Annotated in this window: 16 protein-coding genes; 11 read left to right on the top strand and 5 right to left on the bottom strand. The window is 64.3% G+C overall.

The genetic code is table 11. The features are described from left to right. Nucleotides 1–89: 89 nt before the first annotated feature. The gene (locus KLP40_RS15900) at nt 90–1,046 is read left to right on the top strand and encodes an isoaspartyl peptidase/L-asparaginase family protein (RefSeq protein ID WP_215594830.1); all 957 of its coding nucleotides are present in this window, start codon (nt 90–92) and stop codon (nt 1,044–1,046) included. A gap of 215 nt (nt 1,047–1,261) precedes the next feature. On the opposite strand, the gene KLP40_RS15895 is transcribed toward KLP40_RS15900, so the two are convergent. Next, nucleotides 1,262–2,200: a cyanophycinase gene (locus KLP40_RS15895; RefSeq protein ID WP_215594829.1), complete on the bottom strand. Its 939-nt coding sequence runs from the start codon at nt 2,198–2,200 to the stop codon at nt 1,262–1,264. Nucleotides 2,201–2,400: 200 nt separating this feature from the next. After that, nucleotides 2,401–4,209, bottom strand: a complete 1,809-nt coding sequence (locus tag KLP40_RS15890) for a M1 family metallopeptidase (protein ID WP_215594828.1) — start codon at nt 4,207–4,209, stop codon at nt 2,401–2,403. Nucleotides 4,210–4,472: 263 nt separating this feature from the next. On the opposite strand from KLP40_RS15890, the gene KLP40_RS15885 reads away from it, so the two are divergent. The 3 genes from KLP40_RS15885 (at nt 4,473) to KLP40_RS15875 (ending at nt 8,361) form a co-directional block, all read left to right on the top strand. Beyond that, nucleotides 4,473–6,233 carry a L,D-transpeptidase family protein gene (locus tag KLP40_RS15885; RefSeq protein WP_215594827.1) on the top strand — a complete coding sequence of 587 codons (1,761 nt, stop codon included), beginning with the start codon at nt 4,473–4,475 and terminating at the stop codon, nt 6,231–6,233. A 524-nt stretch (nt 6,234–6,757) separates the two neighbouring features. After that, entirely contained in the window at nt 6,758–7,432 is a 675-nt protein-coding gene (locus tag KLP40_RS21660; protein ID WP_394370037.1) for a helix-turn-helix domain-containing protein, read from the top strand. 758 nt (nt 7,433–8,190) lie between these two features. Continuing rightward, nucleotides 8,191–8,361 carry a hypothetical protein gene (locus KLP40_RS15875; protein ID WP_182888218.1) on the top strand — a complete coding sequence of 57 codons (171 nt, stop codon included), beginning with the start codon at nt 8,191–8,193 and terminating at the stop codon, nt 8,359–8,361. Nucleotides 8,362–8,463: 102 nt separating this feature from the next. Here KLP40_RS15875 and KLP40_RS15870 read toward each other — a convergent pair whose 3' ends face one another. Further along, a complete protein-coding gene (locus tag KLP40_RS15870) occupies nt 8,464–8,934 on the bottom strand; it encodes a hypothetical protein (protein WP_215594825.1) in 471 nt (156 codons plus the stop codon). Between the two features lie 222 nt (nt 8,935–9,156). After that, nucleotides 9,157–10,563, bottom strand: a complete 1,407-nt coding sequence (locus KLP40_RS15865) for a DEAD/DEAH box helicase (protein WP_215594824.1) — start codon at nt 10,561–10,563, stop codon at nt 9,157–9,159. A 201-nt stretch (nt 10,564–10,764) separates the two neighbouring features. On the opposite strand from KLP40_RS15865, the gene KLP40_RS15860 reads away from it, so the two are divergent. Continuing rightward, nucleotides 10,765–11,283 (top strand): NUDIX domain-containing protein, encoded by a 519-nt coding sequence (locus tag KLP40_RS15860; protein ID WP_215594823.1) that lies wholly within the window; start codon nt 10,765–10,767, stop codon nt 11,281–11,283. Nucleotides 11,284–11,363: 80 nt separating this feature from the next. Here KLP40_RS15860 and KLP40_RS15855 read toward each other — a convergent pair whose 3' ends face one another. Then, nucleotides 11,364–11,927 carry a hypothetical protein gene (locus tag KLP40_RS15855; protein ID WP_215594822.1) on the bottom strand — a complete coding sequence of 188 codons (564 nt, stop codon included), beginning with the start codon at nt 11,925–11,927 and terminating at the stop codon, nt 11,364–11,366. Nucleotides 11,928–12,148: 221 nt separating this feature from the next. Between KLP40_RS15855 and KLP40_RS15850 the strand changes: the two genes are divergently transcribed. From KLP40_RS15850 to KLP40_RS15825, 6 genes are all read left to right on the top strand, one after another. Further along, the gene (locus KLP40_RS15850; protein WP_215594821.1) at nt 12,149–12,370 is read left to right on the top strand and encodes a hypothetical protein; all 222 of its coding nucleotides are present in this window, start codon (nt 12,149–12,151) and stop codon (nt 12,368–12,370) included. A 24-nt stretch (nt 12,371–12,394) separates the two neighbouring features. Beyond that, entirely contained in the window at nt 12,395–13,273 is an 879-nt protein-coding gene (locus tag KLP40_RS15845; protein WP_215594820.1) for a UDP-2,3-diacylglucosamine diphosphatase, read from the top strand. A 106-nt stretch (nt 13,274–13,379) separates the two neighbouring features. Beyond that, nucleotides 13,380–14,390, top strand: coding sequence for a glycosyltransferase family protein (locus KLP40_RS15840; RefSeq protein ID WP_215594819.1), 1,011 nt, complete (start codon nt 13,380–13,382; stop codon nt 14,388–14,390). 129 nt (nt 14,391–14,519) lie between these two features. Then, a complete protein-coding gene (locus KLP40_RS15835) occupies nt 14,520–15,935 on the top strand; it encodes a GH1 family beta-glucosidase (RefSeq protein WP_215594818.1) in 1,416 nt (471 codons plus the stop codon). Nucleotides 15,936–16,045: 110 nt separating this feature from the next. Then, nucleotides 16,046–18,784, top strand: coding sequence for a choice-of-anchor I family protein (locus KLP40_RS15830; RefSeq protein WP_215594817.1), 2,739 nt, complete (start codon nt 16,046–16,048; stop codon nt 18,782–18,784). Nucleotides 18,785–19,119: 335 nt separating this feature from the next. Then, a complete protein-coding gene (locus tag KLP40_RS15825; RefSeq protein ID WP_215594816.1) occupies nt 19,120–20,601 on the top strand; it encodes a PhoX family protein in 1,482 nt (493 codons plus the stop codon). The last annotated feature ends 142 nt before the right edge of the window (nt 20,602–20,743 follow it).

Genomic DNA, 20,743 nt, shown 5'->3' with positions numbered 1-20,743 from the left:
TCGTTTCCGGCGCTCCGGGGCCGCGGCGGGCAGTTGCCTGCCTACCTTTACCTTGCGTTTTTGCCCACCCACTACTTTTTTTTCGCGCTATGAATTCTCCTTTCGCCCTGGCCCTGCACGGCGGTGCTGGCACTATTTCCCCCGCCCTGATGACGCCCGCCAAAGAGCAGGCTTACCAGCAGGCCCTGCGCGCCGCCCTGAGCCGGGGCTACGCCGTACTGGCCGGCGGCGGCGCGGCCCTCGATGCCGTGGAGCAAGCCGTGCGCAGCCTCGAAGACGAGCCCTTGTTTAATGCGGGCCGGGGCGCGGTGTTCACCCACGAAGGCCACCACGAAATGGACGCGGCCATCATGGACGGCCGTAACCGCGCCGCCGGCGCCGTGGCCGGAGCGCGCGCCGTGCAGAATCCCATCCGGGCGGCCCGCCTCGTGATGGAGCACACCGACCACGTGCTGCTGGCCTGGCCCGGGGCCGATGCGCTGGCCCAAGAGCACGGCCTGCCCACCCAGCCCGCCGAATATTTTTTCACCCAGCACCGCTACGACCAGCTCCAGGAGGCCTTACAGGAAGGCCGCATGCGTCTCGACCACTCCCAGGCCCTGCCCACCGATGAGGACCCGAAAAGGAAAATGGGCACGGTAGGGGCGGTGGCCCGCGACCAGCACGGCCACCTGGCCGCCGCCACCAGCACCGGCGGCATGACCAACAAGCGCTACTCCCGCATCGGCGACTCGCCTATCATCGGCAGCGGCACTTTCGCCGACGACCGGACCTGCGCCATCAGCTGCACCGGCCACGGCGAGTTTTTCCTGCGCGCCGTGGTGGCTCACGACATCAGCTGCCTCATGGAGTACCGGGGCCTGAGCCTGGCCGAAGCCTGCCGCATCGTGGTCCACGACAAGCTGGCGCCCATCGGGGGAGAGGGGGGACTGGTAGCCGTGGACGCAGCCGGCAATGTGGCCCTGCCCTTCAACTCCGAAGGCATGTACCGCGCGAGCCAGACTTCCCACGGCGCCGCCGCGCCGTACGTAGCCATCTACAAATAAGGAGTGTCAGGCCGCTTCAGCAGCTATCATTTTCCCGCGGCCCAGAATGCGGCCGGCGGTGGGCATATATATAAGGAGTGAGTCAGCGTTGTAAACCCGGCGCGAAACGCCCCTTGTTCAGCAATTGAGTGCCGGTCGATTAATTAGATTGGTGTAACACGAAAAAAGGCCTTTCCTGGCAAGGAAAGGCCTTTTTTAACATTTGGGTAAACCTGTCAATTAGCTGGAGTAGGCTCATTGGCTCCCTGGCCGGCCGTGAGCAGCTCCGATTCGGCGGCTTGCTGGCGCAGCTTGAAATCGGGGTAGAATTCGCGCCGGGTCACGTCGTAGAGGTTGCCCTTCACCAGCACGTGCAGCAGCATGTTCTCAATGGAAATGGCCTCGCCTTTGCGGGCGGCGGCAGCATTGCTGTGTTCGAGCTTGTGGCCGTCCATGATGACGACCATGTTCGAGCCGATGGTTTCGAGCTGGTTGCCTTCCGTGATGAGCACCCCCGTATCCTCGCCCAGGCCGATGCCGATGAGTTTGGGGTGGAGGGCTACCGCCTCGATGAGGCGGCCGAACCGGCCCCGCTTCACGAAGTGGGAGTCAATGACCACGTTATCGAGAAAGCCCAGGCCGGGACCCATCTTCACGGCCCCCTTCATGAGGGCATCGGGCACGCTGCCGCCCTTGATCATAGTTTTCGACATACCCATGGCCCCCGCCGAGGTACCGGCAATAACGAAGTTGGGAGTGGTCTGGTAACGGTGCTTAAGGGCAGCCAGAAACTCGGTGTCGCCGAAAATATCCACCAGCCGCGACTGGTTGCCGCCCGACATCATCACAATATCGGCCTGGCGGATGCGCTCCACGTAGTCGGGGCGCAGAGCGTCCTCGCGGGTGCGGATATCGAGCACGTTCACGTTGTTGCAGTTGAGCATCGTGAACGAGGAAATATAGATGCGCGCCACCTCATCCGGAATCATGGACGCGGTGGTGATAACCTCAATGCGCGGATCCTCCTGGCCGGATTCCAGCACCACGCGCTTAAGAATACCGAGCTCAAAAAAGTTGAGGTAGTATTTCTTCTTGGTCCGGGGGTTGGGGTAGGTGCCCTTGTCTTCGTTGCCACCAATGGCAATGAGTTTACCGAGCGGTTTGGAGTTTTTCAATGCAAAATCAGCTTAAGCCACACAAAAGGAAAAGTCCCGGTCCCGAGTAAGCAAGCTTCGGGCCACGCGGGCTGATCCGGAAAAAGGAGGAATCAGCGGACCGGAATTTCCGGCGCCAAGGCCGCGCCCGGCCCGCTGATGAACAGTAATGAACAAAAAAAAGCCGAAAAAGGCCGGCCGGGCCGGCCGAAAGTCCCGGCTTACTCGGTGGGGCGACCCAGTAGCGCGTCGAACGTGACGGTGGCCACGGCGTGGTAGTTGGGCCGGGCTTCGGCGTAGAGGCGGCGGGCCCGCTCCCGGCCGTTGGGGGTGGCCAGCAGGGCTTTGTAGAGCGGGGTCAGGAATTTGCGCCGCCCGACGCGGGTCAGGAAACGGTGCAGGGCCGCGTCGGCGGGAGCGTACCCGGCCGCAATGGTGAGCGGGAACCAGGCCGCCAGAATTTCGGCATTACCCGAATCCGTGAAGCCGAAAGCCGCATCCAGTTCGGCCAGTTGCGCCGCGCTCAGGCCGGCGGGCAGGCCGTGCAGGAAGTGCACCCACTCGTGGCTGCTCCAGGCGGCGGTGGGCAGCTCAGCGGCGGCCGTGCCATTCTGCCAGTGGCGCAGAGCCGCTTTCACGGCGGCAAACCGCTCCGAGGCTACGGGCGGCGCTCCGGCCGGAATTCCGGGCCCGTTAATCCAGGCATCAAGCTGCAGCTTTTCTTCCAGCCCGGGTTCCGGGTCGAGTAATTCCCGGCGCAGGTAGTCCAGAAAGGAGGCCGTGTCCATGCTCTGGAAACTGTGACGGGCGAAGTACTCCTTAATAAAGGTGTCGAGCCGGGCGCGGCCCACCAGGTGCTCCAGGGTCAGCAGCAGGTAGTCGCCCTTCTCGTAGGCAATGTCGGTCAGGCCCTCGTCGGGGTCGCGGCCGGCCAGGTTCAGGTGCAGATGAGTATCAGGACTGGTGGGGCCGATTTCCTGAATCGTGTGCAGCAGGCCGGTGTGGCCCAGCACCTGGAGCATGTCGGCGTAGGGGCGGCCGTAGAGTTTTTCCATGATGCGCCGCTCGAAGTACACGGTGAAGCCTTCGTTGAGCCAGAAGTCGTTCCAGGTGGCGTTGGTCACGAGGTTACCGCTCCAGGAGTGGGCCAGCTCATGGGCCACCAGGCTGGTCAGGCTCTGGTCGCCGGCCAGGATGGTGGGCGTCACGAAGGTGAGGCGCGGGTTTTCCATGCCCCCGAACGGGAAGGAGGGCGGCAGCACCAGCAAATCGTATCGGTCCCAGCGGTAGGGGCCGTACAGGTCCTCAGCAGCCGTGACCATCTGCTCGAGGTCGGCAAACTCGGCGGCGGCCCCGGGCAGGGTGGCGGGCTCGGCGTACACGCCGGTGCGCGCGCTCAGGGGCCGGAATTCCAGCTCGCCCACGGCCAGGGCCATCAGGTAGGCCGGAATCGGCTGGGCCATGCGGAACTCGTAGCGGCCGTCGGACCGGAGCTGCTGCGGGTTTTCGGCACTCATGAGCGGAAGCAGGTCGGCGGGCACCTGCACCCGGGCCTCGTAGGTGAAGCGCACGCCCGGCGAATCCTGGCAGGGCAACCAGGTGCGGGCCAGAATGGCCTGCGACTGGGTGAACAAAAACGGCCGGGTGCCGGCCGTCTGCTCCGGGCTCAGCCACTGCAGGGCCGCCGCGCCGGGCGTGGTCTGGTAGCGGATGGTCACGGCCGTAGTGTCGGGCCGCAGCCAGATGCGCAGGGCCTGGCCGAGCACGGCGTCGTCGGGGCCCAGCTCGAACTCGGTGGGCTCGCCCTCGGGCGAGTTGCCGAGCAGGACGGCTTCGATGTGCAGGTGGCGCACGTCGAGCACCAGCTCGGTGGCCGAAGAACCGGCGGGGCGGCTGAGCTGCCAGGTGGCGTGGCCGGAGAGGGTCCGGGCGTCGAAGTCCACGCGCAGGTCGAGGGCCAGGTGATGGACGCTGACTTCGGCGGGGCGGGCGTGGCTGTGCGGGTCGGCCGAAAGCGGGGGAGTGGGCATAAGCGGAAGGGCAAGCCGCCGGAAAGCGGCCGGTGAATGAGCGGACAAAGGTAGCGGCGGCCAGCCGGGAAGCCGGAAGAGCGGGCCGGTCAGTACGCAGGCTTTAGGAACGTAGCCCGGCAAAAAACCGTTATCTTGCCGCACCAGGACAGAAGCTCCGGTGCGCACAACTCCGCCGGGCCAAACGAAGTACAAGGCCCTGACTGCCCCATCCGGCGGCTAAGTCAGTATTTCGCTTTCTGTTTTCTCTCCTGTTTTTCTCCATGATCGAACGTACTCGTCCTTCTTTTTTTACTTCCTTCTTCGGCTGGCTACTGGGCCTGCTGCTCGTTACCGCCACGGTATCGTGCAGCCAGGATCAGAAGGCGCAGCTGCAGGAGGCCCTGCCGGACGCCCTCACGAAAGGCGGCGGCCCCCAGCCCAAACTCGACAGCGTGTACGTGGTGAAGGCCATGACTGCGGAACCCAAATTCAAGGGGCAACTCGACTGGGCCAAGAAGTTCTATAAGGAGCGGGATTTCCGCCTGGGCTGGTTCCGAAATCACGAACTTGTGCCCCAGGCCCAGACCATGCTCGGCGTCATCAACAAAGCCGCCGATGAGGGCCTGAACCCCAAAGACTACCAGATCAAGAACTTCGACAAACTATTCCAGGATCTGGAAGCGGCCCAGTCGGACACTACCCGCCGCAATGCCCTGGAAAAGGAAATCGACGTGGCCTTATCGGCTACTTACTTTACCTACGCCTCTGATTTCTACCGCGGTACCGTGGACCCGCGGGCGGTAAAGTCCATCGACTGGGACGTGAAGCGCAACAAAGTGAAGTTGCACAAGGCGCTCATGACCATCCTGAAGGAGCGCGAAAGCACTTACGGCTACTACGATTTTGAGCCCCTGCACCCCGAGTACGACCGCCTGAAAAAGGTGCTGGCTGACTACCGCGCCATCCAGCGCAACGGCGGCTGGCCGGCCATTCCGGCCGCTACCAAGCTCAAGCCCGGCGCGGCCTCCCCGGCGGTAGCCGCCCTGCGCGGCCGCCTGCTGGGCGCTAGTGCCGTTCCCGCGGCTTCGGCCGAGACGCCGGCCGTAGCCGTATCCAACAGGCCCGGCGACCCCGCCGCGGCTCCGGCCGCTCAGAAATACGAGGGCGAACTGGTGAATGCCGTAAAGGAGTTCCAGACGCTTAACGGTCTGAAGCCTGATGGGGTAGTAGGTGGCGAAACCCTGCGCGAACTTAACGTGTCCGTGTCCCAGCGCATCGACCAGATCCTGATGAATATGGAGCGGTGGCGCTGGATCCCGAAGAAGTTCGAGGCCGACTACCTGCTGGTCAATATCCCCGAGTACACGCTCCACGTGGTAGAGGATAATAAGGAGGTCTTCAATATGCCCGTCATTGTGGGCAAGCGCCTGCACGAGACGCCCATCTTTTCCGACAAGGTGGAGTTTGTAGTACTGGCTCCCTACTGGAACGTTCCCTTCAGCATCATCGGCAATGAGCTGCGCCCGAAGCTGGTGGCCAATGCCCAGGCTACCCTCGACCGCCTCGATATGGAAGTGGTGAAGGGCTGGGGCGCCAAGGCAACCCCCGTTGACCCCAACAGCATCGACTGGGCCAACGTGTCGGAAAAGACCTGGAAGTACACCCTGCGCCGCCGCCCCGGACCCAAGAATGACTTGGGTGACGTCAAGTTTATCTTCCCGAATTCGAACGACGTGTACCTGCACGACACGCCCCATGATGAGTTGTTCAGCCAGACCAAGCGTGGCTTCAGCCACGGGTGCGTGCGGGTAGCGGAACCCATCAAACTGGCCGAGTACCTGCTGCGTAACAAACCTGGCTACGACCGTTCCACCATCATGGAAACCATCGCCGGCCGCGAAGAAAAATACGTGACCCTGCCTGAGAAGCTGCCCGTGTACTTGGTGTACTTTACTACCTGGGTAGACGAGGCCGGCAAGATTCACTTCCGCGACGACATCTACGGCCACGACAAGTCCCTGGCCAAGGAGTATTTCAATTAGGCTGGCACGGCCCCCGGGCCACCCGCACTTCTTATTCCCCGTTGGCCAGGGCCGACGGGGAATTTTTGCGTCTAAAGGGCCACTCTAAAGCCTGCAGTCAGCCGCTACGCAGCCACGTGGGCGCAGTCCCCGGCTCAGTAATTACGCTCCAATCGAGTGCCCGCCGGCACCCCAGGAGCGGGCAGAAGAAGCCCCAGGGCCGGGAACCAGGGGAGGAGCAGCCCGATGCGTGCTACGGTGCCGGCCGCTCTCCGCCAGAAAATCGCGCGGGCCGGCCACTCCCCGTACTGAAACAGCCGGCGGCCCGTGCGTTTATCTGGGTTGGCGGCAGCAGAGGCGTGTGATCAAGGACTCGCAGGAAAAAAGCCTTCTTTTGTTACAATTGTAAAGCGGGGATATAACGCATTAGCGCGTTTGTGAATAAATGTAAACAGTGTGCAGGGTGATTTACGAATGTTTACATAGATAAACAGGCGAACAGGCGGATTAGCGCTTTGCTTTGATTTGCTACATTTGTAAATCATATGGCGGAACCCATGCTAGAACGGATTCGGGAGTTACTGGCTCAGCGGGAGCTGAGCTCTACGCAGTTTGCGGACGCTATTGGCGTGTCCCGGCCCGTCGTGAGCCATATTCTAAGCGGCCGCAATAAGCCCAGCCTGGAAGTGGTGCAGAAGATTGTGGCAGCATATCCTGATTTGTCTCTGGCCTGGCTGCTGAGCGGCACTGGCCCTATGACGGCCCCCGTAGCGCCTGTTACCGTATCTGCCTCTGCTCCGGTACCTGTTCTGAGGCCTGCTCCGGCGCCAGTAGCTGCTCCCGCCTCTGAGCAGCCCCTTCCCAAGCCGCAGGACGTGCCGGGACCCACAGAGCCTCGGAATCCGGCCGCCACGGCGACGTCGAGAGTGGCAGGGCCCTCTGCTGGTGCATCTACGGCTCCAGAGGGTCAACACCCGGCCGAAACGCCGCTGGCGGGCCCTCCGGCGCCCGTGCTGCCACTGCCGCACCAGCCGGCGCCCACTGCCCCGGCCGCAACACAGGCAGCTGCCTCGCCGCTAGAAGAACCTAGGGCAGAAATCCAGCCAGCAGGCGTGGACATGGCCCAGGCGCTGGCGACGCCGGGCAAACGCATCCGCCGCATCGTAATATTCTACCAGGACGGAACATTTGCCGACTATCAACCGGAATCCGCCAGCTAGTCAGCCACGTACGTAAAATCGGTCAACTGGTGGTATTTGCCGGCCAGTGGAGGATAAAACCGGCTGAATGCAATTTGTCAGGTAGGGTGCAGAGGCTCTCAAGCCAGGGTTTAAGGCTTTGCCAACGGGTAGTCACACACGGCTTTATACTATCGTGCTGACCGGTTTAAGTCCTGCTGGTGATGCTGCTAACAGCGTTGTTAGATTGAATATCGAAAGTTTTTTAAAAAACTGTTTTTCAGTGTATTAGGCGTGTGCGAATTAAGCTCTGCCTCAGATGGTGTGGCTTGGGAGTTGAAGTGCTTCAAAGTCGAATAGTTAAAATATAGTCTTTCCTATTCTGGGGCCCGAATCGGGATGGTAAAGGGGGCTGGCGGTGCTAAATTCCTTATCGGGGAGCGGCCCTAGCAAAGTGCTACTCGTCTACCGGACCGCTGCGCTAATCTGCTTAGCGCAAACAGAATCCCGCCGGAGCCGTGGGCTACATCGGGGATGTGGACGCGACACGGGCCTGGTACAAGGTGTTTCGATCCGGTAGGTGCCGGTTTACAAGGGGCCTTACGGTTCCAACGGTACCAAGTACCCAGGCCCGGGTGTGCAGTCTTGTAAACAGGAGGCCGGCTGGGTCCTTATGACTTGGCGTTGCCGGGTGCCGTTTACAATCGTTACGCTTGGGGGCGGGGGCAGGGGTGGCGGCTAATAGAAAGGGGAAGGCGGTAAAACTTGTCCGGTTTCGGGGTGGTGCTTACCTTTGGGCCATGAAAAATCTTCGTCTGCTCGTTCTGCTCGCCGCTGGCGCCTCGCTGTTCCTGTCGTCCTGTTCGCAGGCTCCCGATGCGGAGAAAGACCCCAATGCCGATGCGGCCTACAAGCGCAGCCACCGGCCGGAACAATACCGCGAAGCCCAGCGCAGCAACGTCAACTACTAACCGCTTCGCCCCACCGGGGCCCGGCTAGAACGCAGAAGCCCCGCCAGCAGCAGCTGGCGGGGCTTTTACGCGGGTAAGGAGGTCGTTTTGCCGCCCCGGAGATTAGGCGGGCACGGCTACGGAGGCCGTCAGGCGGGGAAGCTCGATGCCGGCCAGCAGTTCGGTCTCCAGCAGATCGGCCCAGGCCCGCAGATAGAGCACCACGTCGTCGCGCTGGTTGTGGCGCAGGGCGTTGCGGCGCTCAAAGGGAATGGTGGCCCGGATAGCGGGGTCGGAGAGACGCTCGAGGTGGGTGAGGTCGGCGCGGGTGAAGCCCAGGGCCAGCATCTCGTCGATGGTGGCATCAATGGGCAGGCCGCTGGTAGGACAGTAATCAATCAGCTGCCGCTCCCAGTCGCCGTAGCGCTGCATGGCCCGGCTGTGGATTTCAGCTTTGGTGAGGCGCGTAACCGTCTGGGCCAGGTGGCCACAGTTACAGCTACCCATGTGGCCCCACTGGTAGGGAGCCTGGGCGAGCAGGCGCTGGGCCGTCGTGCGCAGCGCCTGAATAACGGGAAGAGTGCGTTGAGCCATAGCAAAAGAAGAAAAGCCGCCGGAGCGGATGATACACAGCCTACTAAGCGGCTGAGCGGGCATTTTGTTTGGCTGCCCTGTCCAAGATAGGATTCCGCCCACCAACTTCCGAGCAGAGCCGGCCCGGCCAGCCCGGAAACGCGTATCCCCACCGCCGGCCGGAACAAGCCAACGGTGGGGATGCGTGTTTCAGAATGGATGGCGCATGGCGCCGGCCCACCGCTAGCGGTTGCCGCCGCGGCCCCGACCCCCGCGGCCGGAGCCGCCGCCGGCCGGGCTGCGCTGCCCATCAGTGCGCCCAGCCTGGCTGCTGGTCTGGCTGCGCTGACCCTCGCGGCTGCCACCACCGGCGGGGCGCTGGCCCTCGCGGCCCCGGCCGCCACCGGCCGGACCACCCTCACGGCCCGGGCGGGCGGGCCGACCGGCCGGACCCTTGGGGCGTTTGATGGGCGGCCCACCCGTGAGCGGTACGGGCTGCACCGCCGACGTGGCGTAGGGGTGGCTTTGCACCACGGGCACCTGGCGGCGGATGAGCTTCTGAATGTCCTGGAGGTAGGCGCGCTCCTCATCCTCGCAGAAGGAGAGGGCCGTGCCGTCGGCGCCGGCCCGGCCGGTGCGGCCGATGCGGTGGACGTAGGTTTCGGGCTCGTTGGGGATTTCGTAGTTGATCACGTGGGTCAGCTCGTCCACGTCGATGCCGCGGGCGGCAATGTCGGTGGCCACCAGCACGCGGGTGGAGCCGGCCTTGAAGTTGGCCAGGGCCCGCTGCCGGTGGTTCTGACTCTTGTTGCCGTGGATGGCTTCGGCCGGAATATTGGCCTTGGCCAGGGTCCGCACGACCTTATCGGCCCCGTGCTTGGTGCGGGTGAAAACGAGCACCCGGCGGATGTTCTTGTCCTGGAGCACGTGTTCGAGCAGGTCGGCCTTGTCGTTCTTCTCCACCATGTACACGGCCTGGGTCACGGTATCGGCGGTGCTCGATACGGGCGTGACGGCCACTTTTACGGGGTTGGGACGCAGGATGCTGCCGGCCAGCTCCTGAATCTGGCCCGGCATGGTGGCCGAGAAGAACAGAGTCTGGCGGCTGGTGGGCAGCTTGGGCAGGATGCGCTTGATGTCGTGGATGAAGCCCATGTCGAGCATGCGGTCGGCTTCATCGAGCACGAATACTTCAATGTTGCGCAAATCCACGAAGCCCTGACCCATCAGGTCGAGCAGGCGGCCGGGCGTGGCAATGAGCACTTCCACACCCCGCTTGAGGGCCTGCACCTGCGGGTGCTGGCCCACGCCCCCGAAGATGACGGTGGAGCGCAGCTTGGGCAGGTGGCGGCCGTAGGATTTGAAACTTTCGCCGATCTGGATGGCCAGTTCGCGGGTGGGCGTGAGCACGAGGCAGCGGATGCGGCCGGGCGCGTGGCGCTCCACCTGCGCCGTCTGGTGCAGAATCTGAAGAATGGGAACGGTAAAGGCGGCCGTTTTGCCGGTGCCCGTCTGGGCAATGCCCAGCAGGTCGTGGCCTTCCAGCACCTGCGGAATGGCCTGCTGCTGAATGGGCGTGGGGGTGGAGTAGCCTTCCTCATGCAGGGCACGGAGGATGGGCTCAATCAGGTTGAGTTCGTCGAACGACATCTAAAGAAAAAAAGCAGCCGCCCGAGGGCAGCGAGAATGGCACGGGAATAAATGAGCCGGCAAAGATCGGGTTTTTTAACTTATAGCGCCGCAAAAGGCGTATAATGGGCCGGCCGGCGCGGCGCAGGGCATCCGGCCGCTACAGAAGTCGGCCACAAATAGCCGGCCACCTTTCCTTACGAGTTACTTTTAGCGGAATTCATGCACGTAATCGACAAGCAACTAGCCTACGACGGCCACTACAAACTCAGCCAATTACGGGTCCAGGACGGCGCACAGGTGCTAAAGCGGGAACGGTTCGAGCCGGGCACGGCCGTGGCGGCCCTGGTGCGCCATACTGGCAGCCACCGCTACGTGCTCACCCGCCAGTACCGCATCGGGCCGGAAGCGGAAATCCTGGAGCTGGCCGCCGGCATGGTCGATGCGGGCGAGGAGCCGGCCCAGGCCATCCGCCGCGAAATTCAGGAGGAACTGGGCTACGACGTGGACCACCTGGAGCAGATTGCCCGCATCCTGCCCTCGCCCGGCACCAGCGCCGAGGTCATCACCCTCTACTACGCCGAGGTCAGCCACCAGTCGGGGGCCGGCGGGGGGCTGGCCGAGGAGAACGAACAAATCGAGGCCGTGGAATTTTCCGCCGAGCAGCTGTTCGCCGCGCAGTTCGAGGATGCCAAAACCATCATTGCCGTGCAGTGGGCCCGGCTGCGGGCGGGCCGCTAACCGGCGTAACACCCACACAAAGCCAAGGCCGGTCGTTCCGCGGAGCGCCCGGCCTTGGCTTTGTGTGGCAAGGCCGCTGCTTACTGCGCCTTGATGATGTACTCGAACTCCTGACGGGTTTTGGCGTCGTTGATGGTCAGGAATACGTCCTGCTCGCCTTCCACTTTGGTGAAGGGAATCACGCGCTTACTCATATACAGGTCGCGGTTCCAGAAGCGGCCCTGGCCCCCGGGCAGCTCGGCCAGGTTGAGCAGCTCCTTGCCGTCCTTGGTTTTGGCCACCACGCTCAGGTAGGAGGGGTCGGCGTTCTTGGCCCCGCGGCGGTACATGGTGATGGTGAGCTGGCCACCGGCCGGCAGCTGGGCCAGCTTGCGCTGGTAGGTGGTATCGGCCCAGCTGTTGATGCGCTTGAGCTCGTTGGTCTGGGCCAGCAGGTCGGTGTAGGGCAGGTAGGCCACGCGGGTCACGCAGGCGTCCACCTCGGCGTCCTCGTCGGTGTTCTTGGTGACGTTGAGTACGTAGGTGCTTTCCTCGTCCTTTTTAGGGAAGGTGTATTTTTTCCGGGGCTTGCCGGGCATATACTGGGCGGAGGCCGCCAGCGTACCCAGCACCAGAATCGTGAGGAGGATAAGTTTCTTCATCATAGAAAAACGAAAAATGACTGAAGCGGCCCGATGAGGCTCCGCCGGGGCAAAGGTACGCAATAACCGGAGCGCGGATGCAGATTTCGGCCAACAACGGTATGGTTTCGACGGAAAAACCCGCCCGGTGGGTTAATGGCCGGCCTTGATAAAAGCATAATCCGGGAGTAACGCCCAGGTAACGGGCCCGTGGGATATTTGCCTTGGTTTAACTTCCTGACCCTATGCGGACTTCTGTTATCCGGCCACTGTTGCGCCGCCTCGGGCGGGCACTGGCCTATCGGCTGTTTCAGGGGGCGCTGGCCCTGGCCTACGCCCTGCGCTCGGTGGGGGCGCTGCGCCTGCCCCTGCACTTTCAGCACGGGGCCGATGAGGCCGCTGCCCCGGGCCGGGGCCGGCCCCGCGTGCGGCCCCGGGCGGGGCTGGCCACCCGGCCGGCGCTGTAGGTTGCGTTGCTCTTGCCCCGCTTTATGAAGAAAAAAACGGTTCGCCGCCGCCGCCTCGAGGTGTGCGTGATTTCTGACGTGCACCTGGGCACCTACGGCTGCCACGCCCCCGAGCTGCTGCGCTACCTGAAAAGCATCCGGCCCCGGGTGCTGGTGCTCAACGGCGACATCGTGGACATCTGGCAGTTCAGCAAAAGCTACTGGCCCGCCGCCCACATGCGGGTGGTGCGCTACCTGGCCAGCCTGGCCGCCAAGGGCACCGCCATCCACTACCTGACCGGCAACCACGATGAGCTGCTGCGCCAGTTCGCCGGCACCCGCCTCGGGGCTTTGCGCATCGATAACAAGCTGGTCCTCGACCTGCCCCACGGCCGCACCTGGCTTTTCCACGGCGACGTATTCGACCTGACCATGCGCCACGCGCGCTGGCTGGCCCGTCTCGGCAGCCACGGCTACGACCTGCTGATTCTGCTCAACCGCCTCGTGAACTGGGGCCTGCGCCGGCTGGGCCGGCCCCGGGTGGCGCTGTCGAAGGCGGTCAAAGACCGGGTGAAAAGCGCCGTGAGTCTGGTGAGTGATTTCGAGCAGACCGCCGCCGCCATTGCCGCCGACCGGGGCTACCGCTTTGTGGCCTGCGGGCACATTCACTGCCCCGATATCAAAACGCTGACCACGCCCCGGGGCGAAGTTGGCTACCTGAACTCCGGCGACTGGGTGGAAAACCTGACGGCCCTGGAGTACACCGCCGCTGCCGGCTGGCAGCTCTACCGCTACCACCACGACGCCCGCCTGCAGGAACCGCCTGCGGCAGCCGGCGGCGAGGTCGGGGAGGAGGAGGATCCCGCTGACCGGCCGCCCGCCGAGCGGCTGGCCGGCCTGCTGCGGGAAATGGGCGTGGCCTGAGTCCGAAGGCCGCCCGGGACATTGCGAGTAAGAGGGGCGTGCGGACTGACGGAAACAATTAGCCACCTTTGGCGCGCCAATCATTCCCCTAACCCCTTCGTCCCGCATGAAAATACTGTATGCTATCCAGGGCACCGGCAACGGGCACCTGGCCCGGGCCCTCGATATTGTACCGCTGCTGCAGCAGCGCGCCAGTCAGGTGGACGTGCTCATCAGCGGCCCCCCGGCCGATATTGAGCTGCCGTTTCCGGTGCGCTACCGCTGCCACGGCATGGGGTTCGTATTCGGCAAGAAGGGCGGTATCAGCTTCTCCAAAACGTTCTGGCAGCTCAACTCCAGCGCCTTCGTGCGCGAAACCCGGGAGCTGCCGGTGGGGGAGTACGACGTGGTCATCAGTGATTTTGAGCCCGTCTCGGCCTGGGCCTGCCGGCTGCGCAACGTGCCCTGCTTCGCCCTGAGCCACCAGTCGGCCGTGCTGAGCGACTACGCCCCCCGGCCCCGCAAGCCCGACCCCGTGGGCCGGGCCGTGCTCCGCCACTACGCCCCGGCCACCCGCCACTACGGCTTCCACTTTCAGCGCTACGAGCCCCACATCCACACGCCCGTCATCCGCCGGCAGGTGCGCGAGCTCACGCCCCACAACGACGGCCACTACACGGTGTATCTGCCCGCCTTCGAGGAAGCCACCCTGGTTGAGCGCCTGCGCTACCTGAGCCGGAGCGTGCAGTGGGAGGTGTTCAGCAAGCACAGCCGCCAGGAATCGGTACATGGCAACGTGCTGGTGAAGCCCGTGAGCGGGGCCGCCTTCACCCAGAGCCTCGCGCGCAGCGCGGGCGTGTTCTGCGGGGCCGGGTTCGAGACGCCGGCCGAGGCCCTGTACCTGGGCAAGAAGCTGCTGGTGGTGCCCATGAAACAGCAGTACGAGCAGGCCTGCAACGCCGCGGCCCTGGCCGGCATGGGCGTGCCGGTGGTGAAAAACCTGCGCGACAGTTCCCTGGACGTGCTCGACCAGTGGCTGCAGGTGGGCCGCCCCGTGCCCGTGCACTACCCCGACGAAACCGCCGCCGTTATCGATAAGCTCCTGCTCGAAGCCGCCGCGGGCGTGCGCCGCCGCTAGGTCCGGTGCAGGCCCAGCCAACCTCTGCGGCCCGCTCGGGCAGCGGGGGCGGGCTGCCGCGCCCCCCGTCGTTGCCGCCGCCTCGCCGGGCGGCGGCCGCTGTTTTTTGTTGCCTCCTTTTGTTTTGCCATGTTACCCCCCGCGTTTTATCCCGCTTCCACACCGCCCCTTTTTTCCCGGGCCGATTTCGGTCCGGACTTCCGGTGGGGGGTGGCGGCGGCGGCCTACCAAACCGAAGGAGCCTGGGACCAGGACGGCAAGGGGCCCAGCATCTGGGACGAGTTTGTGCGGCGCCGGGGCAAAATCAAGCGGGGCGAAACGGGGGAAGTGGCCACCGACTTCTACCACCGCTGGCCCCGGGATCTGGCCGCCGCAAACCAAATGGGTATAGATAATTTCCGCTTCTCGGTGGCCTGGTCGCGGATTTTGCCGCAGGGAACGGGCGGAATTAACCAAAAGGGTATAGATTTTTACAGCCGCCTGGTAGATGGCTGTCTGGAGCGCGGTATCACGCCCTGGCTCACGCTCTACCACTGGGATCTGCCGGCCGCCCTGCAGCGTCGCGGGGGCTGGGCCAACCCCGGCATTGTGGGCTGGTTCAGTGACTATGCCCAGCACGTGGCCGCCGCCCTCGGCGACCGGGTGCAGCACTGGATGGTGCTCAACGAGCCCATGGCCTTCACCGGGGCCGGCCATTTGCTGGGCCTGCACGCACCCGGCCGCCGCAGCCTCGGGGCCTTTCTGGCCGCCACCCACCACGCGGCCCTGGCCCAGGCCGAAGGGGGCCGGGCCCTACGCGCCGTCCTGCCCGCCACGGCCCGCATCGGCACCACCTTTTCCGGGGCCCACCTCACGCCCTGGCGCCCCGGTCATGCCCGCGACGAGCAGGCCACCCGCCGGGCCGATGCCCTGCTCAACCGCCTCTTCCTGGAGCCCGCCCTCGGCCTGGGCTACCCCGTGGCCGACGCGCCGGTGCTGGGCTGGCTAGACCGCTACATCCGGCCCGGCGACGAGGCGCGGCTGCCCTTCGACTTCGACTTTCTGGGCGTGCAGAACTACACCCGCGAGGTGGTGCGCCACGCCTGGTACGTACCCCTGCTCTGGGCTGCGCTGGTGGGCGCGGGCCGCCGGGGCACCCCCGCCACCGACATGGGCTGGGAGGTGTATCCGGAAAGTATTTACCATTTGTTAAAGAAAGTATCGGCTTACCCAAATGCTCCGCAGTTGTTGGTAACCGAAAACGGCGCCGCCTTTCCCGACCACGTAAATGCCCGGGGCCAGGTGCCCGATCCGGCCCGCCAGGCGTTTCTGCAGGCCTGCATCGGGCAGGTGCTGCGGGCCCGGCGCGAAGGTGTGCGCGTGGACGGTTACTTTGCCTGGTCGCTGACCGATAACTTCGAGTGGGCCGAGGGCTACGCGCCCCGCTTCGGGCTGGTACACGTGGATTACGAAACCCAGCAGCGCACCATTAAAGAATCGGGTCACTGGTACGGGCGGTTCCTGGCGGGGGAGATGGTGGCGTTTGCGGCCGGGGCGGGCCGGTGAGTCTACGGATGGGGAAGTTCAGCGGCATCATTATTCGGTAACGGGTTGGTAAAGGTGTCATAATAGGCCACGGGTAGCTTTGGCCCATCCCTTCACCAACTTCTTCCGGCATGCGCCAACCGCTACTCCAACCCTCGTGGCCCGTCCTGCTCCTACTGCTCGGCACCGCCTCCGCCTCCGCCTCCGCCCAGTCGCTGCGCCAAGGCTTCGAAGGCTCGGCCGCCGACACCTGGACCTTCGCGGCCACGCCCGCTACCTACAACATCGTGGCCGCCAACGACCAGTGGGCCGCCTTGCCCACGGTAGGCAGTACCAGTTTCGCCGGTGTGGCAGCTCTGCCGGCCGCCGGTGCTACGTTGTGGGCGATGCGTGATCTGCAGGGGCCGCAAACCAACGACGCGGCAACCTGGCACTTCCTTGATTTTGCGCCGGTAGCTATTCAGGGCGGCAGCGCGGCGGCCAACGAAGTCTCGTTCCGGTATTTCAGCAATGGCCTTGATGCGTCCGACTCGCTGGCTTACGTGGTGGTATTCGACAACGGATCGGGCTGGCCGGCTACCAAATCGTATGTCCAGATAGACAAAGACACCCGGGCCTACCAGACCATAGCAGTGGCCGTGCCGCCTACGGCGACCCACGTCCGGCTGCGGCTGGCCGCCAAGCAGAACGGCAACGACGACTGGGCCGCCTGGGATGAGGTGATGATAGGCCAGGCGGCAACCCCCGTGGTGCCTAGCCTGCGCCTGAACGCGGCCTCGGCCGTGGTAAACGAAAACGCCGGTACCGTGAGCATTCCGGTCAGCATCACCAACCCTTCGGCCACCATCCCTACCACCGTGGAAGTGGCTTTGGTGCCCGGCCTGGGTACTGCCACGGCGGGCACCGATTTCACCTACGCCGCCCCCCAGACGCTGACCTTTCCGGCCGGCAGCCTCACCGACCAGATGCTCACTATTCCGCTGACGGATGACGCCTTGGCTGAGGGCGCGGAGTACTTTTCCCTGCGCCTGCAGAACCCCGTCAATGCCAATCTGGAAGCCGGTAAATCCGAAGTGCTGGTTTACATCAACGATAACGATGGCCTGGCTCCGGCACCAAGCCGGAGTATAGTTCTTACCCATTTGGGTAGTTATCAGAATGGTGCGGCCGGGGCAAATTCGGCCGAAATCATTGCCCATGACCCCGGCAGCCAGCGCCTGTTCGTGGCCAACTCGGTGGGCGGCAAGCTGGATATTCTGAGCCTGGCCAACCCGGCCAGCCCGGTGCCGGTAGCATCTGTCGATATGCGGCCCTACGGCAACATCAACTCGGTGGCCGTGCGGGGGGGCATTGTGGCCTGCGCCGTCGAAAATGCCATGCCTCAGCAGAATGGCTTCGTGGTGCTCTTTGATCAGGACGGGAAGTTCCTCCGGCAGGTAACGGTAGGGGCGCTGCCCGATATGGTGACGTTCTCGCCCGATGGCCAGCTCATTCTCACGGCCAACGAGGGCGAGCCCAACGCCGCCTACACCCAGGACCCCGAGGGCTCGGTATCGGTTATCGATTTCAGCGGGGGCGTGGCGGGCCTCACCCAGGCCAGCGTGACCACCGTGGGCTTTACGGGCTATAACGGGCAGGCGGCTCAGCTGCGCCAGCAGGGCATCCGGATTTTTGGAGGTCCGGCCGGCACGCCCAGCTCCGTGGCCCAGGATCTGGAACCGGAGTACGTGGCCGTGTCCGCCGATTCGCGTACGGCCTACATCACGCTCCAGGAAAACAATGCCCTGGCCACTCTCGACCTGACGACCCGGCAATTCACCGCCCTGCGCAGTCTGGGCTACCAGGACCACCGCCAGCCCGGGTTCGCCCTCGATGCCTCCGACCAGACCCCGAACGTGCTGCTGGCCAACTGGCCCATTAAGGGTATGCGCCAGCCCGATGCCCTGGCCGTCTTTGAGGTGGGTGGCCAGCGCTACCTGATGACGGCCAACGAGGGCGATGCCCGCGAGTACGACGGCTTTTCGGAAGTCGGCCGCCTGGGGGCCAGCAGCTACAAGCTCGATGAGACGGCCTTCCCTCAGGCGGCTTTGCTTAAAAACAACCAGGTGCTGGGCCGCCTGAACGTAACCAACCAGCTCGGCGACACCGATGGCGACGGCGACTTCGATGAAATCTACGCCTTCGGGGGCCGCTCGTTCAGCATTTTCAACGCCACTTCCGGGGCCCTGGTACACGACAGCGGCGACCTGCTGGAGCGCCTTACCAGCACCGACGCCGCCTTCGGGGCCATTTTCAATGCCAGCAACACCACCGGCGTGCCGGTAGCCAAGAACCGCTCCGACGACAAAGGCCCCGAGCCCGAGGGCGTCACCACCGGCATCATCCGCGACACGGTGTATGCCTTCGTCTCGCTGGAGCGCATCGGCGGGGTGGCCGTGTTCAACGTGAACGACCCGGCCGCGCCCCAGCTGGTGCAGTACGTGAACAACCGCAGCCTGACGGCCGGCACCGGCGACCAGGGCCCCGAGGGCGTCGTGTTCATCCCGGGCTCGAACAGCCCCACCGGCCAGCCGCTGCTGCTGCTCGCCAACGAGGTCAGCAGCACAGTTTCGGTGTACGATATCCGCCCGCGCGGGCCCCTCACGGCCACGGCTCAGGGCCGCCGCGCCGCGCCCTTGCAGCTGTATCCTAACCCCACGCAGGGCCGGGTGCAGCTGAGCCGTCCCGTATCGGGCACCTTGCACGATGCGCTGGGCCGCCCGGTGCGCACGCTCACCAAAGCCCAGCAGCTGGAAACCGCCGGCCTCGCGCCGGGCGTGTACGTGCTGCGCGCCGAGGATGGCGCCAGCTCCAAACTGGTGGTGCGCTAACAGCAACTGCTTGGAGCTGGTAATTACAACGCCCCGGCCGGTTATGGTCGGGGCGTTTGATGTTTGGTCGGGGAGGTAGTAGAACGTCATTCCGAGCGAAGCGAGGAATCTCGCGTGCTGCCGTCTGGGTAGCATCCGAACATCAGCACGCGAGATTCCTCGCTTCGCTCGGAATGACGCTCCGGGAAATCAAACGGGCGCGGCGTTACGCCACTGTTATCGTAGCCAGCTGATTAGGTGGCGGAAAGTAGCAGTTCAGTAACGAGCCGATAACGCGGAAATAATGCCCGGGAAAGTCCTTTGCGGCATCCTTTCACCTTCCTCTTTTCCCTGCTATGTACGCCAACCGTTACGCCTTCGTGCCCAAGCTGCCGGCCCTGCTGCTGCTCGCGGCGCTGGGCGCCTGCAACGACTCCGAAACCGAATCCAACCCCGCGTCGGAAGTCGAGCTGAAAGCCCACTCCGTGAACCCGGCGCTGGTGAAGGCCCTGCCCGGCTTCGAGAGCCTGGAAATCATGCCCCTCATCAGCTCCGACGACGTGCTGCCGGAGTCGCCGAACTTCATCTTCGGGGGGCAGCCCGACGGCATGGGCATCCTGAAAAACCCGAACGGGGAGGGCTACGTGCTGCTCAACAACCACGAAATCATGTTCTCCGTGTCGAGGGTGTACCTCGATAGAACCTTTAAGCCCACCAGGGGCGAGTACCTGCTCGACGGCGACGGCGGCAACTTCCGCCTGTGCTCGGCCACGCTGGCCACGCCCGAGGAGCACGGCTTCGGCCCGACGTTCCTGACCGCCGGCGAAACCGACGGCGAAAGCATGGTGCACGCCCTCGACCCGCTGGGTGCCGTGAACAAGAAAGACCGCAGCCGCATGAAGCCGGCCCTGGGCAAGGGCTCGATGGAAAACGCCGTGCCGCTGCCCAAAGACGCTTTCCCGGGCAAAACCGTCATCCTCATCGGCGAGGATGAGAGCAGCCGGGTAGGGGCCGGCCAGCTGATTGCCTACGTGAGCAACACCGTCGGCGACCTGGACAACGGCAAGCTCTACGTGCTCAAGCGCACCTCCGGCGACCCCATCGAGACGAGCATGGCAACCGGCCAGCAGTACGACGTGGAGTTTGTGGAAATCGAAGACGCCAAAACCCTCACCGGCGCCCAGATTGCGGCCCAGACCGTCACGAAAAGCGCCATCCAGTTTGCCCGCGTGGAAGACGTGGACTACCGCAAGGGCGGCAACGGCGCGGGCCGGGAGGTGTACTTCACGGCCACCGGCGTGAGCCAGTCGGATAAAGTGACGCCCGTGACCGGCTTTACCATGTGGGGCCGCGTGTACAAGCTCACGCTGCAGGCCGACAACGCCCTGAAGGGCAAGCTGGAAGTGGCCGTGGACGGGGCGTCGGACCCCGGCAACAGCATCGTGAACCCCGACAACATCTGCGTGACCCGGGACTTCGTTTACGTTCAGGAAGACGGCGACTCGTTCTACGCCAACAACCGCCACGACGGCCGCGTGTGGCAGTACGGCGTGGGCAGCAAGCAGCTCAAGCCCATGCTGGAAATGGACCACCGCCGCCAGGAAACGGCCTTCAACGCCAAGTACAACACCCGCAACGACCAGCGCCTGAGCAGCTGGGAGTACGGGGCCATGCAGGATATTTCCGATCTGGTGGGTGTGCCCAACACCTTCCTGCTCAACCTGCACCCCCACACCTGGCAGGACGACAAGTTCCTGAACGCCGACGGCTCCGGCGAAACCCGCAACAAAAACAAGGAAGGCGGCCAGGTAGTCATCGTGCGCGGTGTGCCGCGCTAAGCACCGCCGCCCAACGTCTGGCCGGGGTGCCGGAACGTGCTTCCGGGCGCAGCCAGAGGAGAAGTCCAGGAAGCTCACGGGCTGCCGAAACTGCTCCGTAGCCCAGGGTTTAAACCCTGGGCTACGGAACCGCCGCCACCCG

Origin of the sequence: Hymenobacter piscis (genome assembly GCF_018760735.1) — a bacterium.
Taxonomy (GTDB): Bacteria; Bacteroidota; Bacteroidia; order Cytophagales; family Hymenobacteraceae; genus Hymenobacter; species Hymenobacter piscis.
The sequence above is the reverse complement of the archived record's forward strand: the minus strand, read 5'-3'. Positions and strand labels throughout refer to the sequence as shown.

What these genes read in the sequence shown, in the direction of transcription:
- KLP40_RS15890 (WP_215594828.1), bottom strand. Translation starts at nt 4,209, where the DNA reads ATGCCCACTCCCCCGCTTTCGGCCGACCCGCACAGCCACGCCCGCCCC.
- KLP40_RS15845 (WP_215594820.1), top strand. Translation starts at nt 12,395, where the DNA reads ATGAAGAAAAAAACGGTTCGCCGCCGCCGCCTCGAGGTGTGCGTGATT.
- KLP40_RS21660 (WP_394370037.1), top strand. Translation starts at nt 6,758, where the DNA reads ATGGCGGAACCCATGCTAGAACGGATTCGGGAGTTACTGGCTCAGCGG.
- KLP40_RS15875 (WP_182888218.1), top strand. Translation starts at nt 8,191, where the DNA reads ATGAAAAATCTTCGTCTGCTCGTTCTGCTCGCCGCTGGCGCCTCGCTG.
- KLP40_RS15900 (WP_215594830.1), top strand. Translation starts at nt 90, where the DNA reads ATGAATTCTCCTTTCGCCCTGGCCCTGCACGGCGGTGCTGGCACTATT.
- KLP40_RS15850 (WP_215594821.1), top strand. Translation starts at nt 12,149, where the DNA reads ATGCGGACTTCTGTTATCCGGCCACTGTTGCGCCGCCTCGGGCGGGCA.
- KLP40_RS15840 (WP_215594819.1), top strand. Translation starts at nt 13,380, where the DNA reads ATGAAAATACTGTATGCTATCCAGGGCACCGGCAACGGGCACCTGGCC.
- KLP40_RS15860 (WP_215594823.1), top strand. Translation starts at nt 10,765, where the DNA reads ATGCACGTAATCGACAAGCAACTAGCCTACGACGGCCACTACAAACTC.
- KLP40_RS15825 (WP_215594816.1), top strand. Translation starts at nt 19,120, where the DNA reads ATGTACGCCAACCGTTACGCCTTCGTGCCCAAGCTGCCGGCCCTGCTG.
- KLP40_RS15870 (WP_215594825.1), bottom strand. Translation starts at nt 8,934, where the DNA reads ATGGCTCAACGCACTCTTCCCGTTATTCAGGCGCTGCGCACGACGGCC.
- KLP40_RS15830 (WP_215594817.1), top strand. Translation starts at nt 16,046, where the DNA reads ATGCGCCAACCGCTACTCCAACCCTCGTGGCCCGTCCTGCTCCTACTG.
- KLP40_RS15885 (WP_215594827.1), top strand. Translation starts at nt 4,473, where the DNA reads ATGATCGAACGTACTCGTCCTTCTTTTTTTACTTCCTTCTTCGGCTGG.
- KLP40_RS15835 (WP_215594818.1), top strand. Translation starts at nt 14,520, where the DNA reads ATGTTACCCCCCGCGTTTTATCCCGCTTCCACACCGCCCCTTTTTTCC.
- KLP40_RS15855 (WP_215594822.1), bottom strand. Translation starts at nt 11,927, where the DNA reads ATGATGAAGAAACTTATCCTCCTCACGATTCTGGTGCTGGGTACGCTG.
- KLP40_RS15865 (WP_215594824.1), bottom strand. Translation starts at nt 10,563, where the DNA reads ATGTCGTTCGACGAACTCAACCTGATTGAGCCCATCCTCCGTGCCCTG.